Here is a 15,899-nt window from a genome sequence, read left to right on the forward strand (position 1 = left end):
GCTTGCTCGCGAAGACAGCGGTACATTCAACATGTCTATTGGCTGACCCACCGCCATCGCGAGCAAGCTTTGCTCCCACAGGGATCTGTGGCGAACACATATCTTGCTGCCACACCAGAACCCATGTGGGAGCGAGCTTGCTCGCGAAGACAGCGGTACATTCAACATGTCTATTGGCTGACCCACCGCCATCGCGAGCAAGCTTTGCTCCCACAGGGGGTCTGTGGCGAACACACATCTTGCTGCCACACCAGAACCCATGTGGGAGCGGGCTTGCTCGCGAAGACGGCGGTACATTCAACATGTCTATTGGCTGACCCACCGCCATCGCGAGCAAGCCCGCTCCCACAGGTCCAGCGGTGTGCCCAGATGTTGTGTTCGCCACAGATCCCCTGTGGGAGCGAGCCTGCTCGCGATGGCGTTCCAACAGACCATGATCACCTTCAGGATCAACCGCGGCTGTTGAGTCGGGCCAGTGCCTCTTCGGCCAAGCGCCGGGTCAGCTCGGCGGTCGACAGCTCGCGGCCCAAGGGAAACCCCTGGCCGGCCCAGAGGTTGCTGAAGTCCGCTTCATCCTTGGCCCGCAACGGCATCAACGCGCCGCCAGCCAGGGGGAATGCCGGCGCCATCGGACTCATCGGCCCGATCTCGCGCATCACCCGGTTGACGATGCCCCGGGCCGGGCGGCCACTGAACAGGTTGGTGACGGCAGTTTGACTTTCCTTGGCTGTGCGCAGCGCCCGGTGATGGGACGCGCTGATCTTGGCCTCGGGCGTGAACAGATAAGCGCTGCCCAGTTGCACCGCCGATGCGCCCAGAGCAAACGCCGCGACGATGCCCCGCGCATCGCCAATACCGCCCGCAGCGATCACCGGCACGCTCACCGCATCCACCACCTGTGGCAGCAAGGCAAACAGGCCGACCTGGGTGTTGAGGTCGTCGCTGAGGAACATCCCGCGATGGCCGCCGGCTTCATAGCCCATGGCGATGATCGCGTCGCACCCGTGCTGTTCCAGCCAGATGGCTTCTTCAACAGTGGTGGCTGACGACAGAATTTTAGCGCCGGTGGCTTTCACCCGATCCAGCAGGGACTTTTCCGGCAGGCCAAAATGGAAGCTGACCACTTCAGGACGCATCTGCTCCAGCACCCGGCAGGCCGCATCATCGAACGGCATGCGGTTGGACACCGGCGTCGGCGCGTCGAAGTCGGCGCCCAGTTCCTCGTAGTAGGGCTTGAGGTGTTGCTTCCAGGCCTCGGCGCGTTGTTCATCGAACACAGGTGGCTGGTGACAGAAAAAATTCACGTTGAACGGCTTGTCGGTCTGCTCGCTGATCGTCGTCAGCGCCTGGCGCAATTGCTCGACATCCAGCATCGCCGCCGGCATCGAACCCAGTCCACCGGCATTGCAGGCGGCGATCACCATGGCCGGCCCCGTCACTCCGGCCATCGGCCCCTGGATGATGGGCAGCTCGATGCCGAGCAGGTCAAGAATTCGAGTGTCTGGCCACTGGCTCATGTGCGGGTCTCCGACGGCAGAAGAAAACAGGGGTTTTAGCAGGTGTGACCCGGCCAGGGCCAGTCGAGTTTTTCAATCGGATGCGGCAACTTGATCCCGACAGCAAGCGGGTTACCATGCGGGCTTCATTCATCAAGGAGCCTGACCCATGGACGTCAAACTCAAGGCAGTCGAACCCTTCACCGTGGCCGGCCTGCAGGTACACACGCGCAACGCTGACGAACAGCAGCCTGACACGGCACGGATCGGCCCGATGTGGCAGCAGTTCTTCACCGAAGGGGAGTTCGACAAGATTCCCGCCAGACTGTCGGAATCGTTCGTCTACGGGGTCTATTCCAACTATGAATCCGACGCCACCGGGTACTTTGAGGTGACGGCCGGGGTACAGGTGGATGCGACCAGTGCAGGCTACGCCGCCGTGGACATCGAAGGCGGGGATTACCTGGTGTTTTCGGCCAAGGGGCCGATGCCCGATTGCGTGATCCAGACCTGGGGCCTGATCTGGGCATATTTCGCGGATAACCCGCAAACCCTGCGCCGGTTCGCCACCGATTTCGAGGTCTACAGCGGCCCCGATTCGGTGGCGATCTACATCGGCGTTCAGTCCGCGGACGAGCGTTCCAGCGCCAGCAACTGACGTTTACGCTCCACGCCCCAGCGATAACCCGACAGGTTACCGTCGCTGCGCACCACCCGGTGGCAGGGGATCGCCACCGCCAGGCTGTTGGCGCCGCAGGCCTGGGCCACGGCGCGCACGGCCTTGGGCATGCCGATGCGCTGGGCGATCTCGGCGTAGCTGGCGGTGCTGCCCGGCGGAATATCCCGCAGGGCCTGCCAGACCCGTTCCTGGAACGCCGTGCCTTGCAGATCCAGCGGCAGGTCCAGGCCCAGGGCCGGTGCTTCGATAAAGCCCACCACCTGGGCGATCAACTGCTCGAATTCGCGGTCGGCTCCGATCAGGTTGGCGCGGCGAAACTTGTCTTGCAGGTCTCGCACCAGCGCGTTCGGATCGTCCCCGAGCAGAATCGCGCACACACCGCGTTCGCTTTGCGCCACCAGAATCGCCCCCAGGGAACATTGGCCCACGGCGAAGCGGATATCGGTGTTCTGCCCGGCGGCGCGGTAATCGGCGGGTTTCATGCCCAGCACCTTGTCGGCGGCTTCATAGAAGCGACTGTTGGAATTGAAGCCGGCGTCGTACAGCGCTTCGGTGATCGATCCACCCTCGCTCAGGCGTTCGCGCACCTTGCGCGAGCGGTGGGCGGCGGCATAACCCTTGGGCGTCAGGCCGGTGACGGCCTTGAACACCCGGTGGAAATGGAAGGGGCTCAAGCCTGCGCTTTGTGCCAGTTCATTGAGTCCAGGCAGTTCTTCGGCGGCCTCGATCTGCCGGCAGGCGGCTGCGACCCGGGCCGCTTGTTGGGTGGCGATCTGGGTCTGGTCCCTGGCCACCCGCTTGCTGGGACGATACCCCGCCGCCTGGGCCTGTTCCGGCGTGTCGAAAAATTCCACGTTACGCGGGTTGGGCAGGCGCGACAGGCTGCTGGGGTGGCAATAGATGCCGGTGGTCTTCACGCCATAGACGAATTGCCCGTCGGCGCTTGGATCCCGGGCGAGCACGGCGGCCCAGCGAGGATCCAGTTCAGCGGTAAGGGTGTTCGAAGTGCTGTTCATGGTCGTTATGTCCATTGGCCCGTTTTGGCTAAGGTAGCGAGCCTGTGAGATGGCAACACTCCGGGTCTTGCGGTTGAATTCTGCACCTTCATCCGGCGGTGCGAAATGTCAGGTTGATCCGCTGGGCGCCCAGCTTCGGATGCTGGCCTTCCTTGAGCGCCAGCACGCCGTGAAAACGCATTCGGTCCACGCCGCCCCAGACCACGATATCGCCGTGAAACAACGGAACACGAAGGCTTTTGTCACTGCGCTCGAACCCGCCGAACTGAAACACCGCCGGCAAGCCCAGGGACATCGAGACGATGGGGGCGCTGAGGCAACGTTCGTTCTTGTCCTGGTGCAGCGACATCCGCGCGCCGGGCACGTAACGGTTGATCAGGCAGGCGTCGGGCTCGAAGTGTTTGAAGTGTGCCTGCCGGGCGGCGGCCTGGGCCAGTTCGCGGAACACCGCTGGCATGTCGGGCCAGGGCAGGCCGGTCTGTGGGTCGTGAGTCGTGTAGCGATAGCCGCTGCGGTCGGTGGTCCAGCCCAGAGCGCCGCAACTGCTCAAGGCCACCGACATGGTAAAACCGCCAGGCGTGACCATCTGCCGGAATGGCGCGGCCAGCAACACCGCTTCCAGGGCCGGCAGCAACCGTTCGAGCCAGGGCAGGGCGAAACCGCGCAACACAAACGCCTGCTCGCCGATCTGTTCGGTCAGGCCGGGTGTCGTCGGCGTCTGGTCGGCGAACAGATCCAGCGTGATGGGGGTGTCGTCACTGCGCATCATGAAAAATGATTCCAAGTGTATGCCGGCTGCCGCTGTGCACGCGGCTGACGCCATGGCGCATGTTCACCCGATAATAACCGCGAACGCCTTTGACCGGCCGTTGATGCACGGTAAACACCAGCGCATCGCCCTGTTTCAGATCGATAACCTGCGCACGTGACTGCATGCGCGGGCGCTGCTCAGTGAGAACGAACTCGCCGCCGCTAAAGTCCTGGTCCGGTTCCGACAGCAGAATCGCCACCTGCAACGGGAACACGTGCTCGCCGTACAGATCCTGATGCAGGCAGTTGTAGTCCTGCGGGCCGTATTGCAGCAACAACGGCGTAGGACGCCGTTGCCCTGCCGCGTGACAGCGTTGAACGAAAGCCGGGTGTTCGTTGGGATATCGCACCTCAATTCCCAGGCATTCATTCCAGCGATTGGCCAGGGGCGCCAGCGCCGGGTACAACGACTGACGCAGGTGCTGGACCACATCGGGCAGCGGATAGCGAAAATACTGATATTCGCCGCGCCCGAATCCATGGCGGGCCATGATCACCTTCGAACGGAAAAGGCTGGGTTCAGCGTATAGGCCACTGAGCATTGTGCATTGCTCGGCCGTAAGCAGGTTGCGGATGATTGCGCTGCCGTCCTGCTCGAGGTTTTGTTCCAGGGACGGCCGATCAAGGCCGTCTATGTGTTGTGTCAGCGAGGGGGCTTGCAGGATAGCGGACATGCGCACAAACCTTGGTGGGAAAGGTTGGCCAGTCTGGGGGAGTATCCAGGCGGTTGACACTCCGGAGCTTGCGATCAATGTCTGCCGAAGGGGCTGGCGGTGATCCGTGCTGGCCGGGCACAGCCCTGTGGCGAGGGAGCTTGCTCCCGCTCGGTTGCGCAGCGACCGCCCCAGGGGCCTGCTGCGCAGTCCAGCGGGAGCAAGCTCCCTCGCCACCGAGGTCCAACGAGATTTTTACAGCGCTTTGCTGACTTTGACGTCGCTGATCACATCATCGGTTTGGCCATGCATCGCCTGCAGCGCTGCCATGGCTTCGTCCACTGTACCGGTTTCAAGTTGTGCAAATTCGAAGCGGCGTTCGCCGTTAAGTTTGTAATTGATGACGTATTTGGTTGTCTGGGCCACGGTTTTGCCTGTCTTGAAGGGGCGATGCTCAGCTCAGTTTCGAGCTGGAACGCCGGATGATTTTGATCTTGTGGGTCAGGGTCGGCTTGCGCGTGACACTGATGGCACGGCGGTTGACGGTGTCGATGGTGATGTTCCAGAAACCGGTACTTGGTGCGGTGATCCTGGCCGGGAACGTATCGAACGCGCCGCCGTGATAAGTATGCCGGCCACCGTTCTTGAAACTGCGGAAGTTGGCATCGTTCATCAAGCGGATGTTGCACATTTGAGAGCATTCGATGACGACGATATCGTCTTCGTTGAGGTGCTCGCGCTGGTGTATGAATTTCATGGGCGCCTCCGGAAGGGCTTTTTCTACCAAATCAAAACGATAGCAAGGGGCAATGGTGCGCAGTTTATCAGCACCGAGTGCTAATATCCGGCCCGCGCCTCACGCTTTGTTCATTTATCGCAGGATGCGCAAAAAAAAGACGCAGGACGCCGGAGAAAAGCAGCGTTTGCACTGTCGGAGGATCTTTATCGGAGGAATCATATGAAGCGCAGCGTGTGGGTGTTGGCATTGGCCATGAGTGGATGTGCATCGGTATCGGACATCAACCAGACGCCGCCCACCATGAATGTCATCTCCGGAAAGAAACCTCAGGAATATGCCAAGTGCGTCGCTGACAAGCTGGCCAGCACCCGTGGTCCGCTGCAAATGGAACCTCACAAAAATGGCGTTCGCTTGATCGTCCCCGGCAAATTGTCGACGCTGCCGGCGGCGGTGTTCGACATTGACGAGCGCTCCAGCGGCAGCAGCATCAAGCTGCACGAAAGCCTGTCCAATGTGCCTGTGCGCCCGGGTGATGTGCAGGACGCGGCCAACGCCTGCATTTCCGGTTGAGCCAGGGCTTGGCCTGACGAGCAGGCCGGGCATCGGATAAACTGCCGCCCTCGACAAAAATGCCGCCACGGCCGACGTTGGCGGCATGGTCATTTATGGAGTCAGTCGATGAAGCGCGAGCAGGTGCGTGTGCGCCATGCAGAAGGTCTTATCTGTGCCACCCATGTGATTCAGAACCCGGCGAACCCGGGGGAGTGGATCGTCTTTTTCAAGAAAAGCGCAGGGCGCAGCTTTTTTCTGGTGGATGACCAGGATGAAGTTGAATCCTTCAGCCGTCTCGACGACCTGATCGAGATCATCCGCGGCCTGGGGATCAAGTTCGCCGAGATCCACATCTGAGTGTCAGGACACTCGTCTATTTACACACCACCAGCACGCTGCGGCTGGTGAAGTTGCCGACATCGACCCCCAGGGTCTTTTCGCTTTCCTTGGCTCGCGGCGTGCCATCGGTGCCCACGATGCGGTAACCGGTGCCGGCACAGGAGGCGTCAGCCTTTTCATAGCAGGTGGCCCAGGAGTTCGCTTCGCCCGAGCAATCGATGGTCAGGCCTTGTTCGCCGCTGTTCAGGTAGGTTTTTTCGGCCGTGGCACAGCCCGCCAGGGCCAGGACTGCAAACAGCGCCAGAAGTTTTTTCATGGAATCGTCATCGAGAAGGAAGGGGCTGGCGCGAGATTATAGCGAATGGCCATTTCGGTACAGATAAACAAAGCCTCGTTCCATGTTCAAACGACATTTACTTGAGGCTTGTCCAGTTATTTTTTACGACGGGGGCTGCGCGCTGGAGCCGTTTCACGCTCTTTTGCTGCCGGGGCAGAACGCTCGTCCTGGAACACCCCGGCCACTTCCACCGCCATCGCTTTGCTGGGCAAGGGGCCAGCGACCTGTTCACCGTGGTAGTTGATAATCCACCACTGACCGTCTTTGTCTTGGCTGACCGAATAACCGTTTGCGTTTTTTGTTGCCGACATCTAGCTGCCTCATTGGCGGGATCAAGGGCGCCATGATACGTCAAATGCTCGCAAACAGCGCCTATGAGCGTACAGTGAGACCGCTGGGCTATCGCAACGAAAGGCGATTGAACTATCCGCTATTTTTTATTTCTCTATGATGGCACCGGTTGGCCAGCCCGGGCATTGTAAGGTGCCTGCAGCCTGATTAGACTGCGCCGAAACTCGTACACACCGCCTTTTCAAGGACTTATATGATCAAGAAATGCTTGTTCCCAGCAGCCGGTTACGGTACTCGCTTCCTGCCAGCGACTAAAGCCATGCCCAAAGAAATGCTGCCGGTGGTGAACAAGCCACTGATCCAGTACGGCGTCGAAGAGGCCCTTGCTGCGGGCCTGACGGAAATCTCCATCGTCACCGGTCGCGGCAAGCGCGCCCTGGAAGACCATTTCGACATCAGCTACGAGCTGGAAAACCAGATCAAGGGTACCGACAAAGAGAAGTACCTGGTCGGCATCCGCAAACTGCTGGACGAATGTTCGTTCTCCTACACCCGCCAGACCGAAATGAAAGGCCTGGGCCACGCGATCCTGACCGGTCGCCCGCTGATCGGTGATGAACCTTTCGCCGTGGTCCTGGCGGACGACCTGTGCGTCAACCTCGAAGGCGATGGCGTGTTGACCCAGATGGTCAAGCTGTACAAACAGTTCCGCTGCTCCATCGTGGCGATCCAGGAAGTCGATCCGCAGGAAACCAACAAGTACGGTGTGATCGCCGGCGAAATGATCCGCGACGACATCTACCGCGTCCACAGCATGGTTGAAAAACCAAAGCCTGAAGATGCCCCGTCGAACCTGGCGATCATCGGCCGCTACATCCTGACCCCGGACATCTTCGATCTGATCGAGCAGACCGAGCCAGGCAAGGGCGGTGAAATCCAGATCACCGACGCGCTGATGAAGCAGGCCCAGAACGGCTGCGTCATGGCCTACAAATTCAAAGGCAAGCGCTTCGACTGCGGTGGCGCCGAAGGCTACATCGACGCGACCAACTTCTGCTTCGAGAATTTCTACAAGACGGGTAAGGCGTACTGATCGCCTGCGCCGCACCTTGAAAAACGCCCCGACTGGTTCGGGGCGTTTTTTTGCACGGGGAAAGGCAACACACACGCCCTTGTGGCGAGGGAGCTTGCTCCCGCTGGGCTGCGCAGCGGCCCCTTTTTGTGAGTGCTGCGCACTCAAGCGGGAGCAAGCTCCCTCGCCACAGAGGCAGTCTGGCAAATTCCGCCTGGCTTTATCATTTTTCGTCCCCATAACCATTGCAACGCTGCCTCGCGTGAAAACAGCAGGTATGCTGATGGTCTGCCGAAGGAGATAGAAAATGGCCTACGATTTTGACTTGTATGTGATTGGCGCCGGTTCCGGCGGTGTGCGGGCTGCGCGGTTCGCGGCCGGTTTCGGGGCCAAGGTGGCCGTGGCTGAGAGCCGCTACCTGGGCGGTACCTGCGTGAACGTGGGGTGTGTACCGAAGAAACTGCTGGTCTACGGTGCGCATTATGCCGAGGACCTTGAGCAAGCGTCGGCCTATGGCTGGACGGCGGGAGAGGCGAGTTTCGACTGGGCTACGCTGATCGCCAACAAGGATCGGGAAATCAATCGCCTTAACGGGATATACCGCAACCTGCTGGTCAACAGCGGCGTGGTGTTGCACGAAGGCCATGCCAGGCTCACCGGGCCCCATGAGGTCGAGATCAACGGCCAGCGCTACACCGCCGAACACATCATGATCGCCACGGGCGGCTGGCCGGTGATACCGGACATTCCGGGCCGTGAGCACGCCATCAGCTCCAACGAGGCGTTTTTCCTCAAGGAACTGCCCAAGCGCGTCATCGTGGTGGGCGGTGGTTACATTGCCGTGGAATTCGCCGGAATCTTCCACGGCATGGGTGCGCAGACGTCGTTGCTGTATCGCGGTGAGCTATTCCTGCGCGGCTTTGATGGCGCGGTACGCAAGCATCTGGCCGAAGAGTTGACCCGTCGTGGCCTTGACCTGCAATTCAACGCTGACATCAAACGCATCGAAAAACTGGACGATGGCAGCCTGAAGGTAGAGCTCAAGGATGGTCGCATACTGGCCACCGATTGCGTCTTCTACGCCACCGGCCGGCGGCCGATGCTCGACAATCTTGGTCTTGAACACACCGGTGTCACGCTGGATGAGAAGGGCTTCGTCAAGGTCAACGAAAAGTACGAGACCGCCGAACCGTCGATCCTGGCCATCGGCGATGTCATCGGTCGCGTACAACTCACGCCCGTTGCCCTGGCTGAAGGCATGACCGTGGCGCGGCGCCTGTTCAAGCCCGAGCAATATCGCCTGGTGGATTACCGAATGATCCCCACGGCTGTGTTCAGCCTGCCGAATATCGGCACGGTCGGCCTGACTGAAGAACAAGCCAGGGAGGAGGGGCATGAGGTGCAGGTGTTCGAAAGCCGTTTCCGCCCGATGAAACTGACCCTCACCGACTGCCAGGAGCGCACGCTGATGAAGCTGGTGGTGGATGCCCGTACGGACAAAGTGCTGGGCTGCCACATGGTCGGGCCGGATGCCGGGGAAATCGTCCAGGGCCTGGCCATCGCACTCAAGGCTGGCGCCACCAAGCGTGATTTCGACGAGACCATTGGCGTGCATCCGACTGCCGCTGAGGAATTCGTCACGATGCGAACCCCCGCCGCCTGACGACGCCCTGACCCCATCTGCCCCATCTGTAGGAGCTGTCGAGTGCAACGAGACTGCGATCTTTTCCGGGCCCATTGAGTCCTGAGCAAATCAGGGTCAAGAGATCGCAGGCTTCGCCAGCTCCTACAGGGGCAGTTTCCGCATGTGGGCTTGATGCCTGGTCACAGATTTTTTCTATCTATATAGCTTCCTGATAGCCAAAACCAATCATTCACATGAGGTTTGCCAATGAGCCTGCCGGGGGACGAGTGGTTAAGATTCACGCCATCAACTTCTCAACCCCTGACGGAGAGTCATCGATGCCTATCATCAACAGCCAAGTTAAACCGTTCAACGCTACCGCTTTCAAAAACGGCGAATTCGTCCAGGTTTCGGATGCCGACTTGAAAGGCAAGTGGTCCGTGGTGTTTTTCTACCCGGCCGACTTCACCTTCGTTTGCCCAACCGAGCTGGAAGACCTGGCCGACAACTACGCCGAATTCAAGAAACTGGGTGTCGAGATCTACAGCGTCTCTACCGACACTCACTTTGCTCACGCTGCCTGGCACAACACCTCGCCAGCCATTGGCAAAATCCAATACACCATGATTGGCGACCCGACCCACGTCATCTCCCGCAACTTCGACGTGCTGATCGAAGAAGTTGGCCTGGCTGACCGCGGTACTTTCGTGATCAACCCTGAAGGTCAAATCAAGATCGTTGAAATCAACGATGGCGGTGTAGGCCGTGACGCTTCCGAGCTGCTGCGCAAGGTCAAGGCTGCTCAGTACGTTGCCGCTCACCCGGGCGAAGTCTGCCCAGCCAAGTGGAAAGAAGGCGAGGCCACCCTGGCTCCGTCCCTGGACCTGGTCGGCAAGATCTAAGTCTGTGAGTCATCCGAGGGCGATCCGCTCTTAACCAAGTAAGCTGCTTCGCCCCAAAAAACGCCCGGGCGAGATTCGCTCGGGCGTTGTTTTTTCTGACATTCAAAAAATGGAAATCGCCCGTATGTTGGACGCCAATCTTAAAGCTCAGTTGAAGTCATACCTGGAACGGGTCACCCAGCCGATCGAGATCGTCGCCTCCCTCGATGACGGTGCGAAATCCCAGGAAATGCTCGCGTTACTCAAAGATGTTGCCAGTCTTTGTGACCAGATTACCTTGCTCGACAACGGCACCGATGCGCGCAAGCCTTCGTTTTCGTTGAATCGCCCGGGCGCCGATATCAGCCTGCGTTTTGCCGGTATCCCCATGGGCCACGAATTCACTTCGCTGGTGTTGGCCTTGCTGCAAGTTGGCGGTCATCCTTCCAAGGCCAGTGTTGAAGTGATCGAACAGATTCGCTCCCTTGAAGGCGAGTTCAACTTCGAGACCTATTTCTCGCTGTCCTGCCAGAACTGCCCGGACGTGGTCCAGGCACTGAACCTGATGGCGGTGCTGAACCCGAACATCCGCCACGTCGCCATCGACGGCGCGCTGTTCCAGGCCGAGGTCGACGAACGCCAGATCATGGCTGTGCCAAGTGTTTACCTCAACGGCGTGAACTTCGGCCAAGGTCGCATGGGCCTGGAAGAAATCCTCGCCAAGATCGACACCAGTGGTATTGAGCGCCAGGCCGAGAAGATCAGCGCCAAGGATGCTTTTGATGTGCTGGTGGTGGGCGGTGGCCCAGCCGGCGCTTCGGCGGCGATTTACGCGGCCCGCAAGGGTATCCGCACCGGTGTCGCGGCTGAGCGTTTTGGCGGCCAGGTGCTCGATACCATGGCCATCGAGAACTTTATCTCGGTGCAGGAAACCGAAGGCCCGAAACTGGCCGTCGCCCTGGAAGAGCACGTCAAGCAGTACGACGTGGACATCATGAACCTGCAACGCGCCGATGCATTGGTGCCAGGCAAGGATGGCGCGCTGCACGAAATCAAATTCGCCAGCGGTGCGAGCCTCAAGGCCAAGACCGTGATCCTGGCGACCGGTGCCCGCTGGCGCGAAATGAACGTGCCGGGCGAGCAGCAGTACCGCAACAAGGGCGTGGCGTACTGCCCGCACTGCGACGGTCCGCTGTTCAAAGGCAAGCGTGTCGCGGTGATTGGCGGCGGTAACTCCGGCGTAGAAGCGGCCATTGACCTGGCCGGTATCGTGGCCCACGTCACGTTGTTGGAGTTCGACGTGCAATTGCGTGCCGACGCAGTATTGCAACGCAAGCTGCACAGCCTGCCGAACGTAACCGTGATGACAAACGCCCAGACCACCGAAGTGACGGGCGATGGCCAGAAGGTCAACGGCTTGCGCTACAAAGACCGCCCGAGCGGTGAAGTGCGGGACGTGACACTGGAAGGGATCTTCGTGCAGATCGGTCTGTTGCCTAACACCGATTGGCTCAAAGGCACCGTCGAGCTGTCGCCACGGGGCGAGATCATTGTCGATGCCCGTGGTGAAACCTCAATTCCTGGTGTGTTCGCCGCGGGTGACGTGACGACTGTTCCGTACAAACAGATCGTGATCGCCGTGGGCGAAGGGGCCAAGGCTTCGCTGAGCGCCTTTGACCACCTGATCCGCACCTCCGCGCCGGCCTGAATCAATAGCCGGCAACGGGAAAAACAAAACCCCATGAGCCCAGTGCTCATGGGGTTTTGTTTTTTTGATCACGCATTACCCTGTGGGAGCGAGCCTGCTCGCGATAGCGATCTGTCTGCCACATCAATGTTGAATGTGCTGCCGCTATCGCGAGCAGGCTCGCTCCCACAGGGGGGGTGGGGTTGTAGGATTATTATTTCCCACAAACCTACGGTGGCGCTTACAAAGGCGCGGGCTGGATGATTTCGACCCAGTAACCATCCGGGTCCTTGATGAACGCCAGGCTTTTCATGCGACCGTCGCTCAGGCGCTTCTGGAAGTCGCAGCCCAGCGCTTCGAAGCGCTCGCAAGCGGTCACGACGTTCGGGACCGAAATGCAGATGTGGCCGAACCCGCGCGGGTCAGTGTTGCCGTTGTGGTAGGCGAACGCCGGGTCGCTTTCGGTGCCGTGGTTGTGGGTCAGTTCCAGGATGCCGGGGATGGATTTCATCCATTCGGTACGCTGTGCAGCGTCGGCTGGAATCTGGCTTTTGTCCACCAAGGCGAGGAAGTACAGACTGAATTCGGCTTCCGGGAAGTCGCGTTTTTCCACCAGGGAAAAACCCAACACTCGGGTGTAGAAATCCAGAGACTGGGTGATGTCCTTGACCCGCAGCATGGTGTGGTTGAAGACAAATTTGGCCGTGGCGGTATCGGGTTGGGCGGTGACGCCAGGGACAGTGTTGAGTTCGTGCAGGCTCATGGGCCCTCCGGAAAATAAGTGAGGCAAACGGTATCGCAACCTGGCTGCGACGGTCCTGGGCTTGCGCTAAACGGCTTCCTTGCAGGTGCGTCCATGATACGCGGGGGGCGCGGCATCGCCAAACGCCTCTGGCTATTGCTTGCCTGGGCGGTGGGCTTCAGACTTTACGAATCGTCCTTGAGTGCAATGCAATGATTCGACCGTTCCTTTCGCTGTTTTTCCTGCTGCTGGTCGCGATGGCAAGTGTCGGTGTCCAGGCGGCCGAACCGCAAGTCACCTGGCCCCCAGGCTGGGTCATCGAACCGTTGTCCTCTGAGGCGGGTACCTCGCCGGCGGTGCCGGGGACGACCCGGCAACGGGCGACAAAGAGTGATTCAGCGGGCGATGCGTTGATGGTCATGGAGCTGACCACGACGCCCATCGAGCCGGGTCATCAAGTCAACTTGCAAGGCGTGTTACTGGAAATGCGCAAGTCAGTTCAGAAGGACTTTTACCAGGGTGGTTATCAAAGTGTGTGTAATAAAATTCATGCTTCGATGTTGGGCGACGTCGCCGCGCTGGAGACCACTTGCACGATCACGCAAAACGGACGGCATGTGTTATCTCAGACACTCGTGGCTGCACTAAAGGAGGGCAGGGCTAATGTGCTGTCCTATGCAGGGCAGGCGCAGGAGTTTTTAAAAAACCAGGATGAAATACAGTCGGTACGAAACAGTCTGAAACTATAAAGCCCTCCGCATGAGAACCACTTAGCTCATAAATTTTTCCCATAAAAAACCCTGAGCAGAACTCAGGGTTTTTTCATTCGGTCAGCTTCAGCTGCGCAACCAGGAGTCAACGGTTTTTGCACCGTACTGTTCTTTCCAGGCTTTCAGGCCTCGATGGTTGCCGCCTTTGGTTTCAATCAGTTCACCCGTGTGCGGGTTCTGGTACACCTTGACCACTCGCGCGCGGCGGGTTTTGACAGGTTTGGTCGATGACAGGCCGCCCTTGGCCGGGTTCGGGTCGAGAATCGCGATGACGTCGCGCAGGCTCTTGCCGTAGGTTTTCATCAGTCCCTGGAGCTTCTCTTCGAATTCGATTTCTTTCTTGAGCCCGGCGTCGTTCTTCAGCTTTTCCAGCTGCTTGAGCTGCTCTTGAAGGTCTTGTTCTGCTCTACGAAATTCAGCGAGTCTGGACAATATCGTTACTCCAATCAGAATATTTGGCTGATACCAACCGCAAACAAAGCTATAAGCCAAGTGCCTTGAAGCGACTCGGTGATAATGACGCTCCTGTTATCGGGTACCGCTGGAAAAAATTGTAGTAGTGAATCGGAAAGGTGTAAATCGTAACTTTTTCGTTATGTAACAATAGCCAAGTCTTTTATCACTTTGACTGTGCCCCAAGAAGCGGTGCAGGACGATGGTTTTCAAGGGTGGTCACGGTCGTAACGAAGTCTGGCGCACTCAGGGGGCGACCAAATAGATAACCCTGTAGAAAGTTCACCCCGTGGGCGGCCAGATAGTCGCTTTGTTCAACCGTTTCGACCCCTTCGGCAACAATGCCCAGGTCCAGCTTGCCCGACAGTTCGATGATGCTGTCAAGGATGTGGCGCGACAGGGCATCGGCGCCGATCATCGCAACGAAGCTCTGGTCGATTTTCAGGAAGTCCACGTTGAACTGGCGCAAGTACCCCAGGCTGGAATGACCGGTGCCGAAGTCGTCGATTGCAATCTTGACCCCCAGTTCGCGCAATTGCAGGAATAGCTGGTGAGTGGTGGGCGTCGGTTCGATCAGCTCGCGTTCGGTCAGTTCCAGTACCAAGGTAATGACCCCCGGTGGGAAGGCCTCAAGAAACTCGCGGCAATCTTGCACCAGTTCCAGATCCTGACAGTGGCGAGCGGTGATGTTGATGCCGACGTGAAAGGGACTTTCCAGCTGCGAGACCAAGGGCGACAGCAGGCGCATCGTTTGCTGCATCAATGCCCGGGTCATCGGCACGATCAAGCCGCTGTGTTCAGCAAAGGGAATGAACAGATCCGGCCGCACCAGGCCTTCCTTGGGATGGTTCCAGCGCATCAGCACTTCGACTCCGGCCCAGCGTTTGCTGTCGCCATGCACGACCGGTTGCAGGTACGGCACGAACTCCCCGGCCTCAAGCGCGCGTTGCAGCTCATGGCTGGGGGACGAGGCGCGCTTCTGCAGCCAGTGCCCAAGCGTTCCGGCGATGACACCGAAGAAGATCAGCAGGCTGAACAGAGGCGGATACTCACGGGTCATGTAGCGCCAGACTTCACCCTCATCGAAGCCGGCTTCGACATTGAAGGCATAGCGCGATGAGGCCAGGTTGCTGCGGGCGACCGGCAGCGCGGGCAGGGGCGTTTGCCGGACCTTCCCGTCCGCCGTCAGCCAGTTTGGCCCGACTTGCAGCAATAACCGGGTTTCGCCGCCGATCAGACGCAAGACATTGGCCAGGTGATACCCGTCCAGCGTTGCCAATGCCCCTTGTTGCCCTTCATTGAGCCGGTAAATCAGCAGCGCGGTGTCGGGGGTGATCGGGTTGCCGTTCATGAGCCACAACGTGCCCTGATGGTAGGCGTTCGGATCAACCGTCTCCTCGAAGGCGCCAAACAGCGAACTGCAATAGAGGATGTTGTCCCACACCAAGTTGGTCGAACGGACGAATGGACGACGCGTCACCTGTTCGCGCAAGGCCAGTTGCACCGCTTCGCAGGGCTGACCGGCAAGAGGCAGCAGTTCGCGGGCCGCCAACGCGGTGTTGTCGAGCATCAGTTCAATCTGCCCGATCAACTCTTCGCTCGTCTGTCGGCTCTGTTGCTCCAGTGTCCGTTCGGCCTGCATGTACAGAATGCCCAGCCCTGACAGCATCGGCAGCACGCCGCAGAGCAGCGTGATCAGGTTGCGACGGGGCCGCTTGCGCAAACGAGTGGCGGTCAATGGCATCTGCATAACCTGTG

General features: G+C 59.3%; 19 protein-coding genes. 8 read left to right on the forward strand and 11 right to left on the reverse strand.

The window, feature by feature from the left end:
- Positions 1–449: 449 nt before the first annotated feature.
- Positions 450–1,517, reverse strand: coding sequence for a nitronate monooxygenase family protein (locus tag MA884_RS03660; protein ID WP_256229081.1), 1,068 nt, complete (start codon positions 1,515–1,517; stop codon positions 450–452).
- Positions 1,518–1,665: 148 nt separating this feature from the next.
- On the opposite strand from MA884_RS03660, the gene MA884_RS03665 reads away from it, so the two are divergent.
- Positions 1,666–2,154 (forward strand): GyrI-like domain-containing protein, encoded by a 489-nt coding sequence (locus tag MA884_RS03665; protein ID WP_256229082.1) that lies wholly within the window; start codon positions 1,666–1,668, stop codon positions 2,152–2,154.
- On the opposite strand, the gene ada is transcribed toward MA884_RS03665, so the two are convergent.
- The 5 genes from ada to MA884_RS03690 form a co-directional block, all read right to left on the reverse strand.
- Positions 2,118–3,191, reverse strand: a complete 1,074-nt coding sequence (ada, locus tag MA884_RS03670) for a bifunctional DNA-binding transcriptional regulator/O6-methylguanine-DNA methyltransferase Ada (protein ID WP_256229083.1) — start codon at positions 3,189–3,191, stop codon at positions 2,118–2,120. The two genes, MA884_RS03665 and ada, sit on opposite strands and share 37 nt — an antisense overlap.
- A gap of 88 nt (positions 3,192–3,279) precedes the next feature.
- Positions 3,280–3,960 carry a DNA oxidative demethylase AlkB gene (gene alkB, locus MA884_RS03675; protein WP_371134723.1) on the reverse strand — a complete coding sequence of 227 codons (681 nt, stop codon included), beginning with the start codon at positions 3,958–3,960 and terminating at the stop codon, positions 3,280–3,282.
- Positions 3,947–4,675, reverse strand: a complete 729-nt coding sequence (locus MA884_RS03680; RefSeq protein ID WP_256229084.1) for a 2OG-Fe(II) oxygenase — start codon at positions 4,673–4,675, stop codon at positions 3,947–3,949. Before MA884_RS03680 ends, alkB begins: the two co-directional genes overlap by 14 nt.
- Positions 4,676–4,909: 234 nt before the next feature.
- Positions 4,910–5,080: a hypothetical protein gene (locus tag MA884_RS03685; RefSeq protein WP_171061392.1), complete on the reverse strand. Its 171-nt coding sequence runs from the start codon at positions 5,078–5,080 to the stop codon at positions 4,910–4,912.
- A 28-nt stretch (positions 5,081–5,108) separates the two neighbouring features.
- Entirely contained in the window at positions 5,109–5,411 is a 303-nt protein-coding gene (locus MA884_RS03690; RefSeq protein ID WP_003182962.1) for a DUF1883 domain-containing protein, read from the reverse strand.
- Positions 5,412–5,612: 201 nt separating this feature from the next.
- Between MA884_RS03690 and MA884_RS03695 the strand changes: the two genes are divergently transcribed.
- Both MA884_RS03695 and MA884_RS03700 read left to right on the forward strand, forming a co-directional pair.
- Positions 5,613–5,963, forward strand: a complete 351-nt coding sequence (locus tag MA884_RS03695; RefSeq protein ID WP_139050581.1) for a hypothetical protein — start codon at positions 5,613–5,615, stop codon at positions 5,961–5,963.
- Between the two features lie 108 nt (positions 5,964–6,071).
- The gene (locus MA884_RS03700) at positions 6,072–6,302 is read left to right on the forward strand and encodes a hypothetical protein (protein ID WP_256229085.1); all 231 of its coding nucleotides are present in this window, start codon (positions 6,072–6,074) and stop codon (positions 6,300–6,302) included.
- Between the two features lie 16 nt (positions 6,303–6,318).
- Here the strand turns inward: MA884_RS03700 and MA884_RS03705 are convergent, their stop codons facing one another.
- Together MA884_RS03705 and MA884_RS03710 are read right to left on the reverse strand one after the other, a co-directional pair.
- Positions 6,319–6,600 (reverse strand): hypothetical protein, encoded by a 282-nt coding sequence (locus MA884_RS03705; RefSeq protein ID WP_256229086.1) that lies wholly within the window; start codon positions 6,598–6,600, stop codon positions 6,319–6,321.
- Positions 6,601–6,716: 116 nt separating this feature from the next.
- Complete coding sequence (locus tag MA884_RS03710; RefSeq protein WP_256229087.1) at positions 6,717–6,932, reverse strand: hypothetical protein; 216 nt, start codon at positions 6,930–6,932, stop codon at positions 6,717–6,719.
- A 233-nt stretch (positions 6,933–7,165) separates the two neighbouring features.
- Here MA884_RS03710 and galU point away from each other — a divergent pair, with 233 nt between their 5' ends.
- From galU to ahpF, 4 genes are all read left to right on the forward strand, one after another.
- The gene (galU, locus tag MA884_RS03715; protein ID WP_047227638.1) at positions 7,166–8,005 is read left to right on the forward strand and encodes a UTP--glucose-1-phosphate uridylyltransferase GalU; all 840 of its coding nucleotides are present in this window, start codon (positions 7,166–7,168) and stop codon (positions 8,003–8,005) included.
- Positions 8,006–8,291: 286 nt separating this feature from the next.
- Positions 8,292–9,647 carry a glutathione-disulfide reductase gene (gorA, locus tag MA884_RS03720; RefSeq protein WP_256229088.1) on the forward strand — a complete coding sequence of 452 codons (1,356 nt, stop codon included), beginning with the start codon at positions 8,292–8,294 and terminating at the stop codon, positions 9,645–9,647.
- A 299-nt stretch (positions 9,648–9,946) separates the two neighbouring features.
- Positions 9,947–10,510: an alkyl hydroperoxide reductase subunit C gene (gene ahpC, locus MA884_RS03725; protein WP_047227636.1), complete on the forward strand. Its 564-nt coding sequence runs from the start codon at positions 9,947–9,949 to the stop codon at positions 10,508–10,510.
- Positions 10,511–10,634: 124 nt separating this feature from the next.
- A complete protein-coding gene (gene ahpF, locus MA884_RS03730) occupies positions 10,635–12,197 on the forward strand; it encodes an alkyl hydroperoxide reductase subunit F (protein WP_256229089.1) in 1,563 nt (520 codons plus the stop codon).
- Positions 12,198–12,417: 220 nt separating this feature from the next.
- On the opposite strand, the gene gloA is transcribed toward ahpF, so the two are convergent.
- Positions 12,418–12,939 carry a lactoylglutathione lyase gene (gene gloA, locus MA884_RS03735; RefSeq protein WP_256229090.1) on the reverse strand — a complete coding sequence of 174 codons (522 nt, stop codon included), beginning with the start codon at positions 12,937–12,939 and terminating at the stop codon, positions 12,418–12,420.
- Positions 12,940–13,130: 191 nt separating this feature from the next.
- Between gloA and MA884_RS03740 the strand changes: the two genes are divergently transcribed.
- A complete protein-coding gene (locus MA884_RS03740; RefSeq protein ID WP_256229091.1) occupies positions 13,131–13,667 on the forward strand; it encodes a DUF4946 domain-containing protein in 537 nt (178 codons plus the stop codon).
- 87 nt (positions 13,668–13,754) lie between these two features.
- Here MA884_RS03740 and MA884_RS03745 read toward each other — a convergent pair whose 3' ends face one another.
- The gene (locus MA884_RS03745; RefSeq protein WP_256229092.1) at positions 13,755–14,120 is read right to left on the reverse strand and encodes a histone-like nucleoid-structuring protein, MvaT/MvaU family; all 366 of its coding nucleotides are present in this window, start codon (positions 14,118–14,120) and stop codon (positions 13,755–13,757) included.
- Between the two features lie 187 nt (positions 14,121–14,307).
- Complete coding sequence (locus MA884_RS03750; RefSeq protein WP_256229093.1) at positions 14,308–15,885, reverse strand: EAL domain-containing protein; 1,578 nt, start codon at positions 15,883–15,885, stop codon at positions 14,308–14,310.
- Positions 15,886–15,899: the final 14 nt, after the last annotated feature.

The sequence above is a fragment of the Pseudomonas sp. Q11 genome, from assembly GCF_024494355.1.
In the GTDB taxonomy this organism is placed as follows: domain Bacteria; phylum Pseudomonadota; class Gammaproteobacteria; order Pseudomonadales; family Pseudomonadaceae; genus Aquipseudomonas; species Aquipseudomonas hefeiensis.